This window comes from Amycolatopsis sp. NPDC104775 (genome assembly GCF_055583325.1).
Map to the genome: position 1 here is coordinate 1017190 of NZ_JBVJOE010000002.1, position 18946 is coordinate 1036135.

At 68.2% G+C, this 18946-nt stretch carries 18 protein-coding genes; 3 read left to right on the forward strand and 15 right to left on the reverse strand.

What is annotated here, in order from left to right; all coding sequences use genetic code 11:
- Window positions 1-28 precede the first annotated feature (28 nt).
- From ACZ63D_RS13400 to ACZ63D_RS13435, 8 genes are all read right to left on the reverse strand, one after another.
- The gene (locus ACZ63D_RS13400; protein ID WP_465354553.1) at window positions 29-1516 is read right to left on the reverse strand and encodes a CoA-acylating methylmalonate-semialdehyde dehydrogenase; all 1488 of its coding nucleotides are present in this window, start codon (window positions 1514-1516) and stop codon (window positions 29-31) included.
- Window positions 1517-1594: 78 nt separating this feature from the next.
- Window positions 1595-2389 (reverse strand): SDR family NAD(P)-dependent oxidoreductase, encoded by a 795-nt coding sequence (locus ACZ63D_RS13405; protein WP_465354554.1) that lies wholly within the window; start codon window positions 2387-2389, stop codon window positions 1595-1597.
- Window positions 2386-3549: a glycine C-acetyltransferase gene (locus tag ACZ63D_RS13410; RefSeq protein ID WP_465354555.1), complete on the reverse strand. Its 1164-nt coding sequence runs from the start codon at window positions 3547-3549 to the stop codon at window positions 2386-2388. The genes ACZ63D_RS13405 and ACZ63D_RS13410 overlap by 4 nt, the downstream gene beginning before the upstream one ends.
- Window positions 3546-4097, reverse strand: a complete 552-nt coding sequence (locus tag ACZ63D_RS13415; protein ID WP_465354556.1) for a cysteine hydrolase family protein — start codon at window positions 4095-4097, stop codon at window positions 3546-3548. The genes ACZ63D_RS13410 and ACZ63D_RS13415 overlap by 4 nt, the downstream gene beginning before the upstream one ends.
- Complete coding sequence (locus tag ACZ63D_RS13420; protein ID WP_465354557.1) at window positions 4094-5422, reverse strand: MFS transporter; 1329 nt, start codon at window positions 5420-5422, stop codon at window positions 4094-4096. Before ACZ63D_RS13420 ends, ACZ63D_RS13415 begins: the two co-directional genes overlap by 4 nt.
- 40 nt (window positions 5423-5462) lie before the next feature.
- Window positions 5463-7175: a hydantoinase B/oxoprolinase family protein gene (locus tag ACZ63D_RS13425; RefSeq protein WP_465354558.1), complete on the reverse strand. Its 1713-nt coding sequence runs from the start codon at window positions 7173-7175 to the stop codon at window positions 5463-5465.
- On the reverse strand, window positions 7172-9250 hold the full coding sequence (locus ACZ63D_RS13430; protein WP_465354559.1) for a hydantoinase/oxoprolinase family protein: 2079 nt from the start codon (window positions 9248-9250) through the stop codon (window positions 7172-7174). Before ACZ63D_RS13430 ends, ACZ63D_RS13425 begins: the two co-directional genes overlap by 4 nt.
- Window positions 9251-9782: 532 nt before the next feature.
- Window positions 9783-10544, reverse strand: a complete 762-nt coding sequence (locus tag ACZ63D_RS13435; RefSeq protein ID WP_465354560.1) for an alpha/beta fold hydrolase — start codon at window positions 10542-10544, stop codon at window positions 9783-9785.
- A gap of 67 nt (window positions 10545-10611) precedes the next feature.
- Between ACZ63D_RS13435 and ACZ63D_RS13440 the strand changes: the two genes are divergently transcribed.
- Complete coding sequence (locus ACZ63D_RS13440; protein WP_465354561.1) at window positions 10612-11031, forward strand: MarR family winged helix-turn-helix transcriptional regulator; 420 nt, start codon at window positions 10612-10614, stop codon at window positions 11029-11031.
- Here the strand turns inward: ACZ63D_RS13440 and ACZ63D_RS13445 are convergent.
- Window positions 10974-12026 (reverse strand): helix-turn-helix transcriptional regulator, encoded by a 1053-nt coding sequence (locus tag ACZ63D_RS13445; protein ID WP_465354562.1) that lies wholly within the window; start codon window positions 12024-12026, stop codon window positions 10974-10976. The genes ACZ63D_RS13440 and ACZ63D_RS13445 overlap by 58 nt on opposite strands.
- A gap of 84 nt (window positions 12027-12110) precedes the next feature.
- Here ACZ63D_RS13445 and ACZ63D_RS13450 point away from each other — a divergent pair, with 84 nt between their 5' ends.
- Both ACZ63D_RS13450 and ACZ63D_RS13455 read left to right on the forward strand, forming a co-directional pair.
- Window positions 12111-12509 carry a VOC family protein gene (locus tag ACZ63D_RS13450; RefSeq protein ID WP_465354563.1) on the forward strand — a complete coding sequence of 133 codons (399 nt, stop codon included), beginning with the start codon at window positions 12111-12113 and terminating at the stop codon, window positions 12507-12509.
- Window positions 12510-12561: 52 nt separating this feature from the next.
- Window positions 12562-13098 carry a phosphoribosyltransferase family protein gene (locus ACZ63D_RS13455; RefSeq protein WP_465354564.1) on the forward strand — a complete coding sequence of 179 codons (537 nt, stop codon included), beginning with the start codon at window positions 12562-12564 and terminating at the stop codon, window positions 13096-13098.
- A gap of 149 nt (window positions 13099-13247) precedes the next feature.
- Here ACZ63D_RS13455 and ACZ63D_RS13460 read toward each other — a convergent pair whose 3' ends face one another.
- From ACZ63D_RS13460 to ACZ63D_RS13485, 6 genes are all read right to left on the reverse strand, one after another.
- The gene (locus ACZ63D_RS13460; RefSeq protein WP_465354565.1) at window positions 13248-14942 is read right to left on the reverse strand and encodes a bifunctional diguanylate cyclase/phosphodiesterase; all 1695 of its coding nucleotides are present in this window, start codon (window positions 14940-14942) and stop codon (window positions 13248-13250) included.
- Between the two features lie 218 nt (window positions 14943-15160).
- A complete protein-coding gene (locus ACZ63D_RS13465) occupies window positions 15161-16069 on the reverse strand; it encodes an SAM-dependent methyltransferase (protein WP_465354566.1) in 909 nt (302 codons plus the stop codon).
- 218 nt (window positions 16070-16287) lie between these two features.
- A complete protein-coding gene (locus ACZ63D_RS13470) occupies window positions 16288-17313 on the reverse strand; it encodes a hypothetical protein (protein ID WP_465354567.1) in 1026 nt (341 codons plus the stop codon).
- A complete protein-coding gene (locus ACZ63D_RS13475) occupies window positions 17310-17855 on the reverse strand; it encodes an RNA polymerase sigma factor (RefSeq protein WP_465354568.1) in 546 nt (181 codons plus the stop codon). Before ACZ63D_RS13475 ends, ACZ63D_RS13470 begins: the two co-directional genes overlap by 4 nt.
- On the reverse strand, window positions 17842-18090 hold the full coding sequence (locus tag ACZ63D_RS13480; RefSeq protein WP_465354569.1) for a hypothetical protein: 249 nt from the start codon (window positions 18088-18090) through the stop codon (window positions 17842-17844). The genes ACZ63D_RS13475 and ACZ63D_RS13480 overlap by 14 nt, the downstream gene beginning before the upstream one ends.
- Window positions 18091-18296: 206 nt before the next feature.
- Complete coding sequence (locus ACZ63D_RS13485) at window positions 18297-18890, reverse strand: TetR/AcrR family transcriptional regulator (protein WP_465354570.1); 594 nt, start codon at window positions 18888-18890, stop codon at window positions 18297-18299.
- Window positions 18891-18946 lie beyond the last annotated feature (56 nt).

The following is an 18946-nucleotide window of genomic DNA, read 5'->3' on the forward strand; positions in this document are numbered from 1 at the left end:
AAAGCGATTTTCCCGGGCCGCGCACCGGTCAGACCGCCGTCGGGAAGTGCAGGCTCGCTTCCTCCGGCGACTCCGGCCAGCGGCTGGTCACAGCCTTGGCCCGGGTGTAGAAGGCGACGCCTTCGGGGCCGTGCATGTGGTGCGCGCCGAACAGGGACTGCTTCCAGCCGCCGAAGGAATAAAACGCCATCGGCACCGGGATCGGCACGTTCACGCCGATCATTCCCACCTGTACCGACCGCTGGAATTGCCGGGCCGCCCGGCCGCTGCCGGTGAACACAGCGGTGCCGTTGGCCCATTCGCTCGCGTTGATCAGCTCGATCGCCTCCGTTAGCGAAGCAACGCGAACGACCACGAGCACCGGCCCGAAGATTTCCTCGCGGTAGACGGTCATTTCGGGGGTCACGCCGTCGAAAAGCGTGGGGCCCACGAAGAACCCGCCATCCTCGGCGGTGACGTCCCGCCCGTCGACCACGAGTTCGGCACCCGCGGCGACCCCGGCGTCGATGTAGCCCCGGACACGGTCGAGTGCTTCCGGCGATATCACCGGTCCCATTTCGGATCCTGGTGTCAGCCCCGGACCGACCTTAATCGACTGTGCCTTCTCGCCGATCAGCTTGACCAGAGGCTCGGCCACGTCACCGACCGCGACCGCGACGGAAATCGCCATGCAACGCTGGCCCGCCGATCCGTACGCGGCGGAAACCAGGTGTTCGGCAGCGTTTTCGAGATCGGCGTCGGGCAGTACGACAGCGTGGTTCTTCGCGCCGCCGAGCGCCTGCACGCGCTTGCCGTTCGCGGTCGCGCGTTCGTGCACGTACCGCGCGATCGGGGTCGAGCCGACGAAGGACACCGCGGCGACATCCGGATGGTCCAGCAACGCGTCCACCGCGACCTTGTCGCCATGCACGACGTTGAAAACGCCGTCGGGCAATCCTGCTTCGGCGTACAGTTCGGCGATGAAATTGGCCGAGGAAGGGTCGCGTTCGGACGGTTTGAGCACGAAGGTGTTTCCGGTCGCGATGGCGATCGGGTGCATCCACATCGGGACCATGGCGGGGAAATTGAACGGCGTGATGCCCGCGCACACGCCGAGCGGCTGCCGGAACGAAAACAGGTCGACGCCGGTCGAGACCTGGTCCGAGTACTCGCCTTTGAGCAGTTGCGGGATGCCGCAGGCGAAATCGATCACCTCCAGGCCGCGGACGAGTTCGCCTTTCGCGTCCTCGAAAACCTTGCCGTGTTCGGCGGAAACGATCCGGGCCAGATCGCCGAGGTGTTTCTCGACGAGGTTGCGGAACGCGAACATGAGCCGCGACCGGCGCATGACCGAGGTGTCGGCCCAGTCCGGCAGCGCGATGCGCGCGGCTTGCACCGCCGCGTTGACGTCGGCGGGTTCGGCGAGCAGCACGCTGGCCTGGCGCGCGCCGGTCGCGGGGTTCCACACCGGCGCGGTCCGGGTCGAATGACCGGTGGTTTCCCGGCCGCCGATGCGGTGTCGGATGATGGGGTGCACGAGGGAACTCGCCTTCTGGTCAGGGTTGCGGGCGGCACCGGGCTCCGGTGCCGCTGGTCTGGTCTTCGGCGGTGAAGCTCAGGCGATGAGGTCGCCGCCGTTGATGTCGATCGCGGCGCCGGTGATGTAGGCCGCCCGGTCGGACGCGAGGAAGGCGACGAGTTCCGCCACCTCCCAGGGCAGCCCGGCGCGCGGCACCGGGAACGATTGGGTGGCTTCGCTGAGCGCCGCCGCGGAAAGCAGGCCGCGGACCATCGGCGTGTCGATCAAGCCGGGACAGACGGCGTTGACCGTGATCCCGTCCGGCCCGTAGTTCTTCGCGAGGTGCCGGGTGAGGCCGAGGACGCCGTGCTTGGCCGTCGTGTAGTGCGCGCCGCCCGCGGTACTGATCGTCTTCCCTGCGGTGGAGGAGAAATTGACGATCCTGCCCCAGCCGCCGGACCGCATCGCGGGCACTGCTCGCTGGCAGCACAGGAAAGTCCCGTGCACGTTGACCGCGAGGACGCGATTCCACTCGGCTTCGGTGATATCTTCAAACGCCGTCGGTGGCGCGATTCCCGCCGCGTTCACCAGGATGTCCAGCCGGGCCTGGTCGGCCAGCACCGCGTCGAACGCGCGGCTGACCCGATCGGCGTCCGTGACGTCCAGCGCGATCGACTGGATCCGTTCCGCCGGAACTGCCAGCGTGACCGCCAGTTCTTCGGCGTCTCGCGCGGTCGAATCGAACACCGCCACGGTCGCGCCCCGGCTGGCCAGCGCGTGCACTGTGGCCAGTCCCATGCCGCTCGCGCCGCCGGTCACGATCGCGACGCGGCCGGCGAGTTCGCGGCTGTCGGCGCTGGTCGGGGCGCGGAAGTTTTCGTCGGTGCTCATGCGGCCGCCACCAGGTCGCGTACCCGGCCGAACGCGGCGACTGTTCGGTCGAGGTGTTCCGGTGTGTGCGAAGCCGAGACCTGCACGCGGATCCGTTCTTCACCGGCTGGGACGACCGGATGCGAGAGGGCGAAGACGAGGACGCCTTCGCGCCGCAGCTCTGCTGCCATATCAACGGCGAGCGTTGCGCCGCGCAGCATCACCGGGATGATCGGGTGTTCGCCCGGCAACACCTCGTACCCGAGATCTGTCAGCGCGCCGCGGAGCCAGGAAGTGTTGGTGGACAATCGTTCCCGCAGCTCCGGACGGCTGGTGGCTAGCCGGATCGCGGTCAGCGCGGCGGCCGCCAGCGGAGGTGCCATCGCGTTGGTGAAGATATACGGCCGCGAAACCTGGCGGAGGGTTTCGGTGACCGTGCGCGCCCCGGCGACGAAGCCTCCGGCCGCGCCGCCGAGCGCTTTCCCGAGCGTTCCGGTCACCAGGTCGACCTCGCCGGCCAGCCCGAAGTGCTGGGCGGTGCCGCCGCCGAGCACCCCGGTCGCGTGCGAATCGTCGACCAGCAGCACCGCGTCGTACCGTCGCGCCAGTTCGGTGAGCTGGGGGAGCGCGGCGAGGTCGCCGTCCATGCTGAACACGCCGTCGGTCACGATCAGCCGGTGCCGTGCGTTCATGCTCTCGTTGAGATATCGCTCCAGCTCAGTGAGATCTGAGTGGGGGTACACGCGTCGTTGAGCCTGCGACAGCCGGATGCCGTCGATCAGGCTGGCGTGGTTGAGCGAGTCGCTGAGGATGACGTCGTCCGGGCCGAGCAGGGCAGCGAAGACGCCGAGATTCGCGTCGAAGCACGAGCCGTACAGCACCGCGTCCTCAGTGCCGACCAGTTCGGCGATGGCTGCTTCGAGTTCACTGTGGACGCTCCGGGTGCCGCAGAGCACCCGGCCAGCGGCTACACCGAGTCCTTGGTCGCGCATCGCTTCTTCCGCCGCGGCAAGGACTTCCGGAGACTCAGCGAGACCGAGGTAGTCGTTGGAAGCGAGGTTGACCAAGACCTCGCCGTCCACACTCAGCGTCGGCCCTTGGGGACCGGAAACCACCAGGTCGCGTCTGAGCTGGCGGCTCTCCAGTCCGGTGCGGAGCCGGTCCAGCAACGCGGTGTTCACGCGGTGCCCTCGATCCACTCGGCACAGGACACGACCTCGAATCCCCGGCTGGGAAAGACCTTGTCCAGCAAGAAGTCGTTGACGGCTTGGTCGCCGTCGGCGCATCCGTCGCGCAGCACTGTCACCTGGTAACCGCGATCCGCCGCGTCGTAGCACGTGGCGGTGACCATCGCACTGGTCGCTACACCAGAGATCGCGACCTCGCGGACACCTCGAGCGCGAAGCACCAGGTCGAGGTCCGTGCCCGCGAATGCGCTGGCCCGGCGTTTCAAGACGACAACGTCCTCTTTGGAGACTGGCAACGTCAATTCGGTGCCTGGCGCACCTTCGTGGAAAGCGTCCCCGGCGTCGAAGAACGACCGGTACAGCGCACCGTCGGGCAGATCGGTTCCATTGTCCCGCATGGCGAAGTGCACGAACACGACGAGCACGCCGGCTTCCCTGGCCCGCGGCAGGAGGGCGGTGAGCGGAGGCACCACCTGGCGGGCGAACGGGTAGCCGTCCGTGATGCCCCGCTGGAGGTCGCCGACGATCAGTGCAGTGGTCATGAAAGGTTCCCGTCCAGTCGTTCCATCCGCCGCCCCGTGGTGAGCAGGGCGGTGAGTCCTGCCGTCATGATGATCGCGATCGCCAGCAGCGCATAGGTGAAACTCCCGGTCGCCGACGCGACCGCCCCGGTGAAGTACGGGCCGAGGAATCCGCTGAGGTTGCTGACCGAGTTGATCAGCGCGATCCCGGACGCGGCGGCTGCGCCGGTCAGCCCGATGGCCGGGATGCGCCAGAACTGCGGCATCGCGGTGAGAATCCCGGAGACGCTCAGGCAGACCGCGATCACGAACAGCGTGCCGCTGCTGGTGAACGTCGCGAGCAGCAGGCCGACAATACCGAGCGCCATTGGTATGGCAGTGGCAGCGACTGCGGTACGCCGAGCCGCGAACCGAGCCCACACCAGCAGCGCCAGCAATGCCACCGCGTACGGGATCGCGGACAACAGAACGCTGCTGACATCTCCGGCGCTGCCGATGGTGTGCGTGATGGACCGCAGCATCGTCGGCAGGAAGAACTGGAGCGGGTAGAGCCCGAACGCGATGGCGAACCACGTCACGGCCATGATCCAGACCCGGCGGCTGGTCAGCGCCTCGCGCAGTCCGGAAAGCGCGCCGTGGGCCCGGTGTTCTTCGGCTTCCGCGGCCAGCGTCGCCTCGATCGCGGCCTTTTCCTCGTCGTCGAGCCAGCGCGCGGTGGCCGGGCGGTCCGGAAGGAAGACGAAGACCAGGATGCTGACCACCACCGTCAGCAGGCCCTCGACCAGGAACAGCGACCGCCATCCCGCGATGCCGAACAGCTGCTGGCCCCATTCGAGCAGCGCGGCGGCCAGCGGCGAGCCGATGATCGACGCCACCGGGGTCATCAGGAAGAACGCCGACAACGCCCAGGACCGCTGGCGGCGCGGGAACCACAGCGTCAGGTAGAGCAGGATGCCCGCGGCGAGCCCGGCCTCGGCGAACCCGAGCAGAAGCCGGGCCAGATAGAGCGTCGCGGCCGAGTTCACCGCCGCGGTCGCCGCGGTGACCAGGCCCCAGGTGATCATGATGCGCGCGATCCACTTCCGCGCGCCGAACCGCCGCAGCGCCAGGTTGCTCGGCACCTCGACGAGGATGTAGCCGATGAAGAACAGCCCGGCGGCGAGCCCGATCTGGCCGGTGCTCAGGTGCAGGTCGCGCGACATCGGGGCGGCGAGGTAGCCGACGTTGGCGCGGTCGATGTAGCTGGCCACGTAGGCGAGACCGACCAGCGGGATGATCCGGATGCCCGCTTTCCGCCACGTGCGCGGAGCGACAGTGCTCCGGCCGGCGGCGACATGGGAACTCATGGCGAAGTCCGATCTGTCGGGGAATGGGAGTGGTGGTGCGTCAGCGCGCCCCGCCGCGTGCGGCGGCGGTAGCGGCCAGGTCGATCCCCCCGTCGGCGATGACGACGCCGTAGTCCCGTTCGGCCCCCTCGCGGGTGACCTTGCCGTCCAGGACGTCTTCGAGCACCCGCTCCGGTTCACGGCCGAACGGATGCCCATGACCGCCCCCGCCTGCGGTCACATGCCGGTGCCGGGACCCGGCGGTCATGGTGAAATGCGGTTTGGACTCCAGCACGCGTTCGTCCGGCCCGCCTTGGTCGAGGACGTTGAGCGACGGCGTCCCCGGCGCACCGCCAGCCAGCCCGTACGGCAGGAATTTCCGCCGGTCGGACCGGATCTGCACGCTGGCCTCGGGAGCCAGCAGCGTCATGTCGCGGAACGTCGCGAGCCCGCCGCGCCAGCGTCCCGCGCCGCCGCTGTCGGGCAGGTAGCCGTAGCCGTCGATGCGGAGGTGACCGGAGCGTTCGAGTTCCTCGACCGGGGTGTTGGTCAGGTTCGCGCCCAGCGAGCTGATCCCGTCGACGCCGTCGCGGTCGGGCCGGGCGCCCCACGCACCGGCGAGCGGATCCCACAGCACCATCGATTCGCCGTCCGCTCCCACGAGCCCGATCGCGATGCCGTCCGGACCGCCCTCGCCCGCGGCGGGCACGCGGTCCGGGAACACCGGCGCGAGCGCGCCGAGCACCGCGTCGATGATCCGGAAACCGACCAGCCCGCGGGCCCCGCGCGCGGCCGGGCGCTGTCCATTGAGGATGGACGCTTCCGGGATGACGAAGCTGAACGGCCGGTAGAAGCCGCTGTTCGCCGGGATGTCCGAGGCGAGGACGCCTTGCAGCGCGGCGTAAGCGGCGGAGCGGGTGAACGATGCGGTCGCGTTGAGCGCGGAGCCGACCTGCGGCGAGGAACCGGTGAAGTCGAGTTCGATGCCGGACTCCGACAGCGTCGCCTTGACCCGGATCGGGATCGGCCCGGAGCCGAGGCCGTCGTCATCGATGTGATCGGTGAACTCGTAAGTGCCGGGGACGGCTTCGGCGAGCGCGGCGCGCAGGAGTGTTTCGGAGTAGTCGAGCAGTTCGTCGATAAGCTCGGCGAGTCGGTCGGTGCCGTGGCGGGCGGCGAGGTCGCGCAGCCCTTCGGCCCCGGTGTGGCAGGCGGCCAGCTGAGATTCCAGATCGCCACGCAAGAGTTCGGGCTCGCGGACGTTGCGCAGCAGTACTCGCAGGAAGGTTTCGTTCGTGGTGCCAGCGTCGATCAGCCGTGACGGTGGGATCTGAATTCCTTCGGCAAAGATATTAGTTGACTGGACTGCCATCGACCCGGCCGCCCAGCCGCCGACGTCGGTGTGGTTGACGACGGTGACCGCGAAGCCGAGCAGTGTTTCTCCCGTGAACACCGGCGAAACCGCGAAGATGTCCGGCAGGTGCATGCCGCCCAGAGACGGGTCGTTGAGCAGGTAGAGGTCGCCGGGCCGGACCGCATCGCCGAATTCGGCGAAGATCGCTTCCATCGCGTCCGGAATGGACCCGAGATGCACCGGCAGAGTGTTCGCTTGGGCGATCACCCGGCCGCGGGCGTCGCACAGCGCGGCGGAGAAGTCCATGCTGGACGCGACCAGCTGCGAATGCGCGGTGCGCAGGATGGTGATCGCCATTTCGTCGGCGATCCCGGTGACGGCGTTGCGGAAGACTTCGAACGTCACGGCGTCGCGGATCATGCGGCACTCCAGGTGATCACGATGTTGTTGAACCGGTCGCGGTGCGCCTGCGCGCCGGGCGGGACGAGCGTGGTGGCGTCCATGTCTTCGATGATCATCGGCCCTTCCGCCGGCTCGGAGCCGAGTGCGGAGCGGGTGAGGACGGGGGCGGAAACCGTTTCGGCGAAACGGCATTCGCGGATCGCCGGTGTGGTGCTTTCGGTTTCCGGCAGGGCCAGTACGTCCGAAATGGACACTGGAGTAGGTTGCCTGCCGCGCACGCGAAGGTTGACCGGCTCGACGAGGTCGTCGGTGCCCGCGCGGCCGTAGGTGCGCTTGTGTTCGGCGTGGAACCGGGCGCGGGTCTCGGCGAGCAGATCCTCGGTGAGTTCTCCCTCGGGAACCTGGATCCGCAGCTCGAATCGCTGTCCGCGGTAGCGCATGTCCAGCAGCCGGTCCACGATCGCGTCCTCGCCGAGTTCTTCTCGCACCTTTTCGGACAGTCGCGCGAATTCCCTGGCGAGCGCTGATATCTCAGCGAATTCGGGGCGGTATGGCGCGAGTTCGTGTCGCTCTGTATCGGCGACGAGCAGCCCGAGACTGCTGAAAAGCCCGGGATGCACCGGTACGAGCACGGTGTCGATGCCCAGTTCACGCGCCAGCGCTGCGGCGTACAGCGGACCCGCGCCGCCGAATGCGACCATCGTGGCCTCTCGCGGATCCCTGCCCCGTTCGCTGGTCACCGCTTTGACCGCGGTTGTCATACTAGAGACGGCGACCTGATATGCCCCGCGTGCGGCTCCTGGGATGTCATCGCCGAGCTGTTCGGCCACTGTGGACAGTGCCTTTTCCGCCAGGTCCGGGTGGATCGCGACGCGGCCGCCGGCAAGGGACTGCGGACTGAGATATCCAAGCGTGACGTTGGCATCCGTGAGGGTCGGCAACTCGCCGCCCTGGCCATAGCAGGCCGGCCCCGGCCGTGACCCGGCACTCGCCGGCCCGACGTGGAGCGCGCCAGCGGCGTCGACGGAAATGATGCTCCCGCCGCCGGAACCGACCTCGGCGATGTCGATCGACGGAGCCCGCACCGGGTAGCCGGCCCCGGAACTGAGCCCGCGCGCCACGTTCATTCCGCCGCCGACCTCGTAGTCCGCCGAGACGAACGGTTCCCCGTGCTCGATCAGCGAGGCCTTCGCGGTGGTTCCGCCCATGTCGAAAGCGACCACTGTGGACAGTCCGATCAGCTGTGCGAGCTTCTGCACCGCGGTGACCCCGGCGGCCGGACCGGACTCGATGATCTGGACCGGCCGTTGCGCTACCGAAGCGGCGTCGAGCAGACCTCCGCTGGACTGCATGACCAGCAGCGGTGCTTGGACGTTTTCGGCGCGCAGTCCCGCTTCCAGCCGGGTGAGGTAACCGTGCACTGCCGGGCCGACGTAAGCGTTGACCGTCGCCGTGCTGGTGCGTTCGAATTCGTGCGGCTGCGGGGAAACGTCGACCGACGCCGTGACGTAGACCCCCGGCAGTTCAGCGCGCAGCAGCTCGGCGACCCGGCGTTCCTCGTCCGGCCGGACGTAGGAGTTGAGCAGGCACACGGCAATCGCTTCGATGCCGTCCGCACGCAATCGCTCAGCCAGCGCCCGGACTTCGTCCGCGTCAGTCGCGGGGGAGAGCTGTCCGTCGGCGGTGATGCGCTGATCGAGTTCGTAGCGATTCCTCCGGCGGGCCAACGGTTCCGGCTTCGACCAGGACAGGTCGTAGAGCGCCGGACGCCGCAGCCGCCCGATCTCCAGCACGTCGCGAAAACCCCGGGTGGTGACCACCGCGGTCCGGACGCCGCTCATCGAGAGGATCGCGTTGGTGGCGACCGTCGTGCCGTGCAGCATCGCGACGACTGCCTCCGGCTGCGTTCCCGCCGACGACAGGACCGCGGTCGTCGCCGTCACCACCCCCGCGCCGTAGTCGGGCGGCGTCGACGGCACCTTCATCGGAACGACCTCCCCGGCCGGGCCGAGCGCGATGACGTCGGTGAACGTACCGCCGATGTCGGCGCCGACCCGCCAGCCGGCCGGTCGAGGATCGTGACTGCGAGGCACTGCGATCTCCTTCGTTCAGCGAGCGACTGGGATCACAGTAGGTGTGAGTTGAGATATCAGCAAGCAGGCGTTGCCATTTTTTAACCCGGGATTGGTCGTAGTACTAGAGCGGCGGAGGTATTGCTGAGGTTCTGGGTGATGGGCGGTTTTAGGGGATCCACCTGTGGGTTCTCGGACGCTTTGGTCGGCCGGGGTTGGGGGCTTGCGACTGGTCGTAGTGCCAGAAGGCGGGAGGCGTTGCTGAGGTTCAGGGCGGTTCGGGGTGCGGCGTTGCGGGGTTTCGGCGGTGCTGGCCCGACTGGGACGCGGTGACTCGTGGCGGCTCGGCCTCGGAGGTGAGTGATCCGGGAGGCGGCGCGGACGGGTGCGCAAGGTTTGCTGGGCGTGTTCGGCGGCAAGTCCCGGTTCTCCGTTGACCGCGTCGGCCGGTCTTGCGGTGGAAAGGGGCTAAGTCGCCGGGTCACGCCGTCATAAGGCCCCGGTGCCGGGGCGTTCGCTGAAAGAGCCTCGATCCCGGCAAGGCCGCCGCCGGTTATGCGTCAAGAGCAAGCAGCGCGTCGAGCAATTCCTCCGGGGTTTCGACCTGGGGCAAATGCCCGGTGCGGGGAAGCACCGTGAACGTCGCACCCGGGATCGCCGCGGCGTAAGCCTCCCCGTACTGCGGGTCGGCGATCCGGTCGCTTTCGCCCCACAGCACATGCACGGGAATGTCCGCTTCGCCCAGACGCTCGGCCAGGGTCGGGTCGGCCATCGTCGGGCCGGTGTACCCGACCAGCGCCAGGACGTCCGGGCTCGGGCCGCTGCTGCCCGTTGGCGGGGTCGGCGCCTTCGCTGGGTCGTGGAACGAGAACTGCTGGATTTCCGCGACGGTTTTGCCGCGGACGTCGGCCAGCGGATGGCCTTCGACCTCGATGCCGACGGCGTCGACGAGCACCGCGCGGTTGACGCGCGGACTGTGCAGCAGGGCGATTTCGGCGGCCAGCCAGCCGCCGAAGGAGTTGCCGGCCACGGTGACGTTCGAGGCGTCGAGGTGGTCGAGCATCGCGACATACGCCTTGGCCAGTGCGGTGACGTCGGTGAGCTGGGCGGCTTTCGGGGTGCCGTTGAAGCCGGGGTGGGTGGGCAGCAGGACTCGCGAACGGGTGCGCTCGGCCAGCAGATCGGCGAAGCCGGTCATCGTCGCGACGCCGCCCCCGCCGTGCAGCAGCAGGAACGTCTGGGTGCGGTCCTGGTCTCGGACGGCGATCTCGACCGGGCCGGCGGAGGTGAGCTGGAGTGTCTGGGAGGAAGTCATATCAGGAACCTTATATAAGGAAGTTTAGATAAGCAACCTGGCTTGGCACCGGGTAGGCTCCCTGGGCATGAAGTACCGCCCCGCCGACGTCGCCTTGGCCGTCAAGCGCTTGCAGCATCGCCATCACCGTGCGTTGAGCCAGGCGTTGCAGCCGCTCGGGTTGTCGCTGGTGCAGTGGGACACCTTGCGGCACTTGGGCAATCACCCGGAGGCGTCGCTGCACGACCTCGCCGTGCTGACCTTTCAGACCGACCAGTCCTTCGGCACGCTGGCCGCCCGGATGGTCGATCGCGGCCTGATCGAACGGGTGCCTGGGCCAGGGCGCGCGGTGCGGCATCGGCTCACGGAGAAGGGCGCCGAGTTGCGGGCGGCGGGACAGGAACTTGTGGACGCAGTGGTGAAGACGTCGTTCAGCAGGCTTTCGGCGGCTCAGCTCAACGAGTTGGGGGCACTGCTGGACGTCGCGTTGGAGTCCGACCCGGCGTAGTCGGGAAGGATCGGCGAGTTCGCCGAGCCGGGTGGCACACTCGCGTCTGCGTAACCGGTCAGCCGGTCGGCGAGCGCGCGCATCTGGTCGCGGAGGGCGTCCGGCCGCTCGATGACGAACGGACGGTCCAGCGCGGCGAGCCGCGGCGGGATCCAGTCGAGGCGTTCGGCCCGGATCCGCGCGCGGATCCCTGAGCCGTCCGCTTCCAGGATGGCGATGGACGGCGGGAACACCGCGCGGATCTCTTCCGCGGTGGCCTGGATCCGCACTGTTACGTCATGCCGGTGCGGTGCCTCGGCGATGCCGGTGAGCACTTGTTGCGTGGGGTCGAAATCCGTTGGTGCGTGGAAGGTTCCGTCTTGCGGTTCGGCGCGCTCGATCCGGTCGACGCGGAACGTGCGCACCTGTCCGGCACTTGAGTCGAAGCCGGTGAGATACCAACGCCCGGAATGTGCCACGACACCGTACGGCTCTACGACGCGTTCGCTGCTCCGGCCGTGAGCTGCGGTGTAGGCGAGTTTGACTGGACGCTGATCGCGCGCTGCCTCGGCGACTGCGAGAAGGATTTCGGCTTCCGCGGTGAGCGAGCCACGGGCGGGTGCGGTGAAGTCGGCGACCTCCAGCAATGCGTCAAGCCGGCGGCCGAGTGCCTCGGGCAGCACCCGGCGAACCTTCGCGACGGCGCTTTCCGCGGCCGCGACCGACGTGGTGACCAACCCCGCGCGCCGCCCGGCGACCAGTCCGAGCAGGACCGCGAGCGCTTCCTCGTCGGTGAGCATCAGCGGCGGCATCCGGTAGCCGGGGGCGAGCCGGTATCCGCCGTAGCGGCCGCGTACGGAGCGAACCGGAATGTCCAGGTCGAGCAGGTGCTCGACGTACCGGCGGACGGTGCGCTCGTCCACCTCCAGCCGTCTGGCGAGTTCGGCGACGGTCCGGGTGCCGCCGCTCTGCAGGATCTCCAGCAGAGCCAGTACGCGCGCGATCGGCCGGGGCATGCCGGAATGCTACGCAATACCGGGCGGATTCTGTCCGCTATTGCTCCTAGCGTGGCCAGCGAGCAACCAGAAAGGAATGTGGCCATGCAGTTGACTTCCGTCCGGATCATCACCGGTGACGTCGATCGTCTGACGTCCTTCTACGAGCAGGTGACCGGCGTCGTGGCGAGCCGTCCGGCGAAGCAGTTCGCCGAGTTCGTCGGCGAGACAGCGACCCTGGCGATCGGCAGCGCCGAGACGATGGAGCTGTTCAGCGCGGGTGCCGCGGTGCCGGAATCGAACCGGACCGTCATCCTGGAGTTCCTGGTCGAGGACGTGGACCGGGAGTTCGCGCGGCTCCGGCCGCTGCTGGCGGAGGTCGTGCAGGAGCCGACGACGATGCCGTGGGGCAACCGTTCGCTGCTGCTGCGCGACCCGGACGGCAACCTCGTCAACCTGTTCGCGCCGCAGACCGAGGAGGCCCGCGCCCGGCTCGCCAGGTGACCGCCGGGAAAACGCCTCGCGTCGGCGCCGGGCGACCGGTCAGGATCGCCGCATGACACGTGCGCTTCTGCTGGACCGTTTTCGCTGGGTCGACGGACATGCTGATCTCTGGCCGGTTTTCCGGGACGGCGCGGCGTTCGCCGAAGTGGTGAAGGCGCTGGCTGAGCCGTTCCGGGACGCGGGCGTGACCGCGGTGTGCGGGATCGAATCGCGGGGCTTCCTGCTCGGCGGGGCTGTCGCGCTGGAACTGGGTGTCGGGTTCGCCGCGATCCGGAAGGCCGCCGGGCTGTTCCCCGGGGAGAAGCTGACCCGCGAAACGGACCCGGACTACCGGGGGTTCCGGCACGTCTTGCGGATGCAGCGCGCGGCACTGGCGTCCGGCGACCGCGCGCTGCTGGTGGACGACTGGATCGAGACGGGCAGCCAGGCGCTGGGCGTGCGCGACCTGGTGGCTGAGGCGGGCGCGGAATTGGTCGGCTGCGCGGTGCTGGTCGATCAACTCGACCCGGTGGTGCGGCCACGGCTCGGGCGGGTGCACGCGTTGCTGGCTGCGGACGAGTTGCCGGAGTGCTTGCCACCGGCGGAATAGCTGCGCTGGCTCGCGCTCGACGGAACCGGATTCCGCCGCGCTTTGATTCGGCGAAAACCGATCTCGTTCGGCGGGCACCGGAAAAGGCGAGCACCAGCGGGGTAACCGCCTTGCTGCCGCGCCGATTTCGGTCCTTAGCCAGTGGTATCTCAGCGCGGAGACAGCAGCATCGGCGACCGGTCGCCGTTTTCCTTGCCGCCACGGAGAATCTGCGCCCGCCCGGCGCCCGGCCAGCTGTTGATCCAGCTGGATCCCCGAATCGCCTTGGCCTGTTTCTTCAACGGTGCCAGCAATCTCGCGCTTTCGCGGTACGAACCCGCTGAGGCGCCGGTGTGCACGAGGCTCGCCAGGGAGAGCGTGACCGGGACCCCGTCGGTGGACCAGTCGCGGCCGAGGACGGCGTCGGCGAGCGCGGTGATGTCCTCGACGCCGCACACGACCAGGAAATCGTCGCCGCCGACGTGGCCGACGGTGACGTCGCCGAGCCGCCGGGCGTGATCGGTCAGCGCGCGGCCGATGGCCCGGATGAGGTCGTCGCCCGCGGCGAACCCGGCGGTGTCGTTGAGCCGTTTGAAGTGGTCGATGTCCAGCCAGGCCACGACAAACGGCCGTCCGGCGTCCGCGCGGCGGGCGACGTCCTGGGCGATCGCGTCGCTGCCCGGCAGCCGGGTGAGCGGGTTGAGCGCGACCGCGGCCTCGACCTTCACCGCGGCCATCCGGCGCATCACCTCGTTCGGCCGCACCACGCCCTGGTACCGGCCGGACGCATCGATCACGACGAGATCGTCGCCGCTGTGCTCGGCCCCGCCGTCCGCGATGAGCTCCAGCAGTTCGCGGGTGCCGGTGTCGATCCGCACGAGCCGGGGCGGGCCGGCCAGTTTCGCGGCGGGTTTCCCGGAGTACAGCGCGTGTCCGTATCTCCCGGTCACCGCCAGCAGGAACCGCATCCGGTCGATCGTCCACTGTGGACGGGCCTGCTGGTCGAGACCGACGATGGCATTCGGCGCGTGTTCGGCGGACAGGATCGCGTGGACGTCGTCGCACGTCGCGTCGCCGGGCAGGGTTCTGGCCTGGCGGAGGAACTCGGGGATCCGCAGTCCGGCGGCGGGCGAGACCACCATGGCTCCCGGCTGGTCGCCGCGTTCGGCGGTCGGCAATACTCGTTCGGGGGCGGCGGTGGCGAACAGATTCCCTTGCACGAGCCGGATTCCGGAGCGCCGGGCGACGTCGAGTTCGGCGTCGTTCTCGATCCCGGTCGCGACGAGCCGCAGATCGGTTTGGGCGGCGAACCGCACGAGCGCCTCGACGAGCGCGACGGTCGCCGCGTTCGCCGGGAGCCGGCGCAGCGTCGCGCGATCCAGTTTGATCATCTCGATCGGCGCTTCGGCGAGCAGGTTCATCGGCAGGCCCGCCGCGCCGAGCCGGTCGAAGGCCAGCCGGAAACCGAGGTCGCGGAGCCGGTGCAGGCCCCGCAGCAAGGTCGCCGGATTCGGGATGGCGGCCGGTGCGGTGACTTCCAGCACGACGTCGGTGGGACGCCGGCCGGTGCGTTCCAGGGTTTGCAGCAGCGGGATGAACCGCTCGGCGGGGGCTCCGGCGGTGCTGGCGCTCAGGTTGAGCTGCAGCGACACCCCGGCCGCGGTCGGTCCGGCCGCCGCGGCTGCCCGGACCGCGAGGTCGAGGTCGGTGTCGATCAGCTGGGCTTGGTCGCCCGCGGCGTCGACGAGATCCTGGACCCAGCCGGCCGCGGGATGCCCGACCGCTTCGATTGCGACAACCGAGCCGCTGTAGAGGCTGTACAGCGGCTCGAAGGCGAAACGAACCTGGTCGGCGGGCGCGAGCACACGCAGATCCTCGCTCGGAACATCCGGATCTCCATGAAACCGTTATCTCCCGTTGACCTTGCCTGGCGAGCGGGGAACCGGAAATCCCTTCGGGATCGCCTGCGGCGCTGGGGATCCGCGACCGCCTCGGGCAAACCCGCGGTATGGCCCGTGACCACCATCACAAACCGCCTGCGAAGCGCGTGACCAGGCGTGATGGCTTGGCCACCGGTGATGCGCTAGGCCAGCACGCCGGTGATGTACCGAAGGTCGCCCATGCGCAGATCGTCCTCCCGCAGCGGCGGCAGGCCGTTGGCCGCGAGCAGTTCGCGGACGGTGCTTCCCCGCACTTCCCAGCCGAGCTCGGCCAGGTAGGGAGCGGCCTCGTTGCGCTCGCCGAAGTAGCGCAGCCTGGTCATGTCGGTGTCGAAACCTTCGCCGCGCCATTGTTCGGAGATGCGGTCGAGGCGCTCCTTCGTCTTTTCCTCGTCGCCCGGACGCGGGTTGGGCCGGTTTTCGGTGGCGACGCGGCTGCCTGGTGCGCTGAGCTCGGTAATGGTGTCCAGCAGGCGATCCTGCGCCTCCGGCGGCAGATATCCCAGCAGGCCTTCGGCGCTCCATGCGGTCGGCCGGACCGGGTCGAAACCGGCCGCGCGCAGAGCAGCGGGCCAGTCGTCGCGCAGATCGACCGCGACCGGCCGCCGGTCGGCAGTGGGCTCGGCGCCAAGCTCAGCCAGGGCGCGGGCCTTGAACTCGACCACCGGCTCCTGGTCGATCTCGTACACCACCGTCCCGTCCGGCCAGGGCAGCCGATAGGAGCGGGAGTCCAAACCGGACGCCAGGATCACGGCCTGCGCGATGCCCGCGGCGGCCGCGTCGAGGAAGAACTCGTCGTAGAACTTGCCGCGGATCTTGGCCGCGTCGACCCAGACCTGCCCGACGAGCGTGCCCGAACTGGTCTCGCCGGACGCCAGCTTCGCGAGCAGATCGACGCCGACCGCCTGGACGAGCGGTTCGGCGAACGGGTCCGAGAACAGCGTGCCGTCCTCGCGAGTCGCGATCGCCCGCGCCGCCGCGGCCATGGTCGCGGTCGCGCCGACGCTGGACGCCAGGTCCCAGGTGTCTCCGTCGTGCCGGGCAGAAGTCATTGTGCTGCCTTGCCTTTCACTGGGTGCTGTGACCGCAACCTACTCCGATCCCGGCACCGCGTCGCACGATCTTCGAAGCTCATGTCCCGAACTGTGCAGCCGGTGCGGGAAGACCAGCGGAGTTCTGGGCTCGCGCTTCATCCGGGGGATGGGAATATTGGTCACCCTTGGCTGGGCGGCAACCGTTTGAAGGCCTCGTGGGCGGTTCGGCGCGGGCGTCATCGAGTTGTCCGGCTCAGGTTGCGTGGACGACGCTGGATTTCGAAAACCCCAGGCTTGATCTCAGCAGAGGTGCGCCGGATGTGCTCTTCCCACTCCGTCGGCCATCGGGTAGCGCTTGACCAGTGAAGGCCAACGAGCGGGATACCTGCGAGGTCGGCTGAAGCAAGGTCTGCTCCGGTGAAGTCGCTGGTTGCCCGGCGAATGCGGTTGACGGCTTTCGTGATCGACGAGGAAAACTTTTCGTCGGCACCGTCTTCTCGCAGTCGGCGCAACTCACGCTTGAGGGCTTCGGTGAGCTCGGCGTCGATAGGATCCACCCGGGAGATCGCGTGCGTGATGGAGAGCCCGGCATCAATGGCGGATTCGAACCGGCGTGCCACGAAGTCGAGACGAATCTCGCGAAGGCGGTCGGCCCGAATCAGGTTGATCCAGGTTGTTGCCAGACGCCTGGCGTCGAGGAGCTTTTCGTTGTCGCGAAGGAATCGGCCGCTGAGACGGCCGTAGCGAGGTGCGGAGCGGTATTGGTCGACGGCTTTTACGCAGGTCCCGACGAGGTCGAGCACTCGAAGACTGGCCTGGGGATCGACCGGATTCTCCCGCTGGAGTTCTTCGTGCGCCGCCATCAGGTTGCCAGCGAGCTTCTGGAAGGTGGTCTGCCAGGACAGTTCCGAGTCGATCTCGTGGAGTTCGTTGTAGGGCATCCGAGCACGCAAAGCCAGTCGCGTAAGCGCTGGCCTCGTTGTCAGGGCGAGAGAATATCCAGGTAGATCGCAGCCGCCCGACGGGTCCGCAGGTGGTGCTGCCGGATGGGCGGTTTCCGATCGAGAGATCAAAATTGCGCCCAACCCCGCACCCGCATCGACCGCGTTGCTGAGCGCACGGTCAAGGTCGAGCCGATAGTCGGGGAAACGAGAGTCCTGCAAACCGGCGTGGAGGTCGAGCACTGCCTCAAGGGAATCGCTCAGTGCACGCTGACGCGCGCCGAGCCATCGATCGAGTTCCCGCTCTGGATGAGCCGTCATCGGTTCCCCTCCTTCCTCGGCAGGTGCCGGGCGAGCGCACGGCGTGCCTTCATCAGATTGGCCCGGACAGCATCCGGTCTGATCCGGAGCTCGTCGGCGATCTCTTTGGGGGTATAGCCGTATAAAGTCCAGGCGATGACTTGCCGTTGCCGTGGTGGCAGTCCGGCGAGCAGGACCACGATGTCGTGCTGTTGTTCCCACCCGTCAATCGGAGTCGCGCGAAGCAGTGGGCTCGGCTCTGGCGGTTCGCCGACCAGGTTTTCCCGGCCGCTGACGAACCGGCGGACAAGGGCGCGGGAGGCGGTCCGATACGACCAGGCGCGAGGATTGGCGATCGTGTGCCAGTGGCGGTAGGCGCTGCAGAGCGTGTCCTGTGCGATGTCCGCGGCGTCCGCCAGCCGGGCACCCTGCATGATCAGGAAGCCGGTCAGATCACGGACCGTCGAGTAGTAGAACTGGCTGAACTCGTCGTTTCGGGAATCGTCGCTGCTCGCGTGCGATGGTGGTGCCGCGGGCGAATGGGGGCGGTTACGCTCCGGCATGGTTCTCCGTCTTCTCCGCCTGCCGTGCGACGATCCGTATTGTCCGGCGTCTGCCGTCGCTGCGGATGTCGTCCAGTTCGATTGCCCCGCCTGGCGGGAGTCGCGCGGCGATGGTGTCGACGGTTTCCTGGTGTCTCTGTTCCCGGACGGCTTGCCAGCGCAGCCGTACCGCGAACGCTGATAGCGAAGCCAATGTGCTGGCGAGTCCGGATACCAGCGTGATGATCGAATCCATGCCTCGTCGCTTCCTGGGAGGGGTAGTGGTCGGAAGCTAAGAGGCAGACGAGGCTGCCAGCGTGAACTTCACTCGGCTCATCGGATCGGTCAGTCGTCGACGCGTTCTCTGCCGAGAGCAGGCTGCCGCTTGCACAGGTTGCCGACGCGACGGAATCCGCCAGGGTGGAGCTGCGGGTAGCCAGGAATCGAGTTTTCCGAGCTTGTTCAGGCAGGATTCGAAATCTCGTCAGGATCCACGTCGACCGCGGCGAAAAGAGTCCGCGCGCATAGCTCCCGCAGTTCCTCCGTGCTGATCTTGGGCTCGTCCAGCCAGTCCAAAATCAACGTCGCCACAAACGAAAGCCACCCTCGAACCGCCAATCGCGTGGTCGGCGTGACCGGTCGCAGGAGACTCACCGCGGCTAGGATGCGCTCGGCGTTGGCCGCCATCCCGGCCTCGCAGATTTCCCGGATCTCCCGGTCGGCGTCGCCCGCGCTGCGGTGCACGATGCGGTAGCCGTCCGGGTGGGTGCGGGCGAACTCCAGGTACACCTCCAGGCCGGCGCGCAGTTGTTCGGCTACCGGCAGCGCGGGGTCGGGTTCGCTCATCGCCAGCAGCTGGTCGCGCTGGCCGCGGACGATCGCGGCGAAGAAATCCTTTTTCGTGGGGAAGTAGTGGTACAGCAGGCCGCGCGAGACGCCGGCTATTTCGGCGACTTCCTCGATCCACACCTCGTCGTACGGGCGTCCCGCGAACAGGCCGGCTCCGATGGCCAGCAGTTGTTCGCGCCGCTGCTCGGTGCTCAGGCGCGTCCGCATCCTCCCAGCTTACTTGACACCGGTTCAGTAGCGGGGGATCGTGACGCTATTGGATG

What these genes read in the sequence shown, in the direction of transcription:
- ACZ63D_RS13465 (WP_465354566.1), bottom strand. Translation starts at nt 16,069, where the DNA reads ATGACTTCTGCCCGGCACGACGGAGACACCTGGGACCTGGCGTCCAGC.
- ACZ63D_RS13455 (WP_465354564.1), top strand. Translation starts at nt 12,562, where the DNA reads ATGACACGTGCGCTTCTGCTGGACCGTTTTCGCTGGGTCGACGGACAT.
- ACZ63D_RS13420 (WP_465354557.1), bottom strand. Translation starts at nt 5,422, where the DNA reads ATGAGTTCCCATGTCGCCGCCGGCCGGAGCACTGTCGCTCCGCGCACG.
- ACZ63D_RS13415 (WP_465354556.1), bottom strand. Translation starts at nt 4,097, where the DNA reads ATGACCACTGCACTGATCGTCGGCGACCTCCAGCGGGGCATCACGGAC.
- ACZ63D_RS13440 (WP_465354561.1), top strand. Translation starts at nt 10,612, where the DNA reads ATGAAGTACCGCCCCGCCGACGTCGCCTTGGCCGTCAAGCGCTTGCAG.
- ACZ63D_RS13480 (WP_465354569.1), bottom strand. Translation starts at nt 18,090, where the DNA reads ATGGATTCGATCATCACGCTGGTATCCGGACTCGCCAGCACATTGGCT.
- ACZ63D_RS13450 (WP_465354563.1), top strand. Translation starts at nt 12,111, where the DNA reads ATGCAGTTGACTTCCGTCCGGATCATCACCGGTGACGTCGATCGTCTG.
- ACZ63D_RS13405 (WP_465354554.1), bottom strand. Translation starts at nt 2,389, where the DNA reads ATGAGCACCGACGAAAACTTCCGCGCCCCGACCAGCGCCGACAGCCGC.
- ACZ63D_RS13425 (WP_465354558.1), bottom strand. Translation starts at nt 7,175, where the DNA reads ATGATCCGCGACGCCGTGACGTTCGAAGTCTTCCGCAACGCCGTCACC.
- ACZ63D_RS13470 (WP_465354567.1), bottom strand. Translation starts at nt 17,313, where the DNA reads ATGACGGCTCATCCAGAGCGGGAACTCGATCGATGGCTCGGCGCGCGT.
- ACZ63D_RS13445 (WP_465354562.1), bottom strand. Translation starts at nt 12,026, where the DNA reads ATGCCCCGGCCGATCGCGCGCGTACTGGCTCTGCTGGAGATCCTGCAG.
- ACZ63D_RS13485 (WP_465354570.1), bottom strand. Translation starts at nt 18,890, where the DNA reads ATGCGGACGCGCCTGAGCACCGAGCAGCGGCGCGAACAACTGCTGGCC.
- ACZ63D_RS13435 (WP_465354560.1), bottom strand. Translation starts at nt 10,544, where the DNA reads ATGACTTCCTCCCAGACACTCCAGCTCACCTCCGCCGGCCCGGTCGAG.
- ACZ63D_RS13475 (WP_465354568.1), bottom strand. Translation starts at nt 17,855, where the DNA reads ATGCCGGAGCGTAACCGCCCCCATTCGCCCGCGGCACCACCATCGCAC.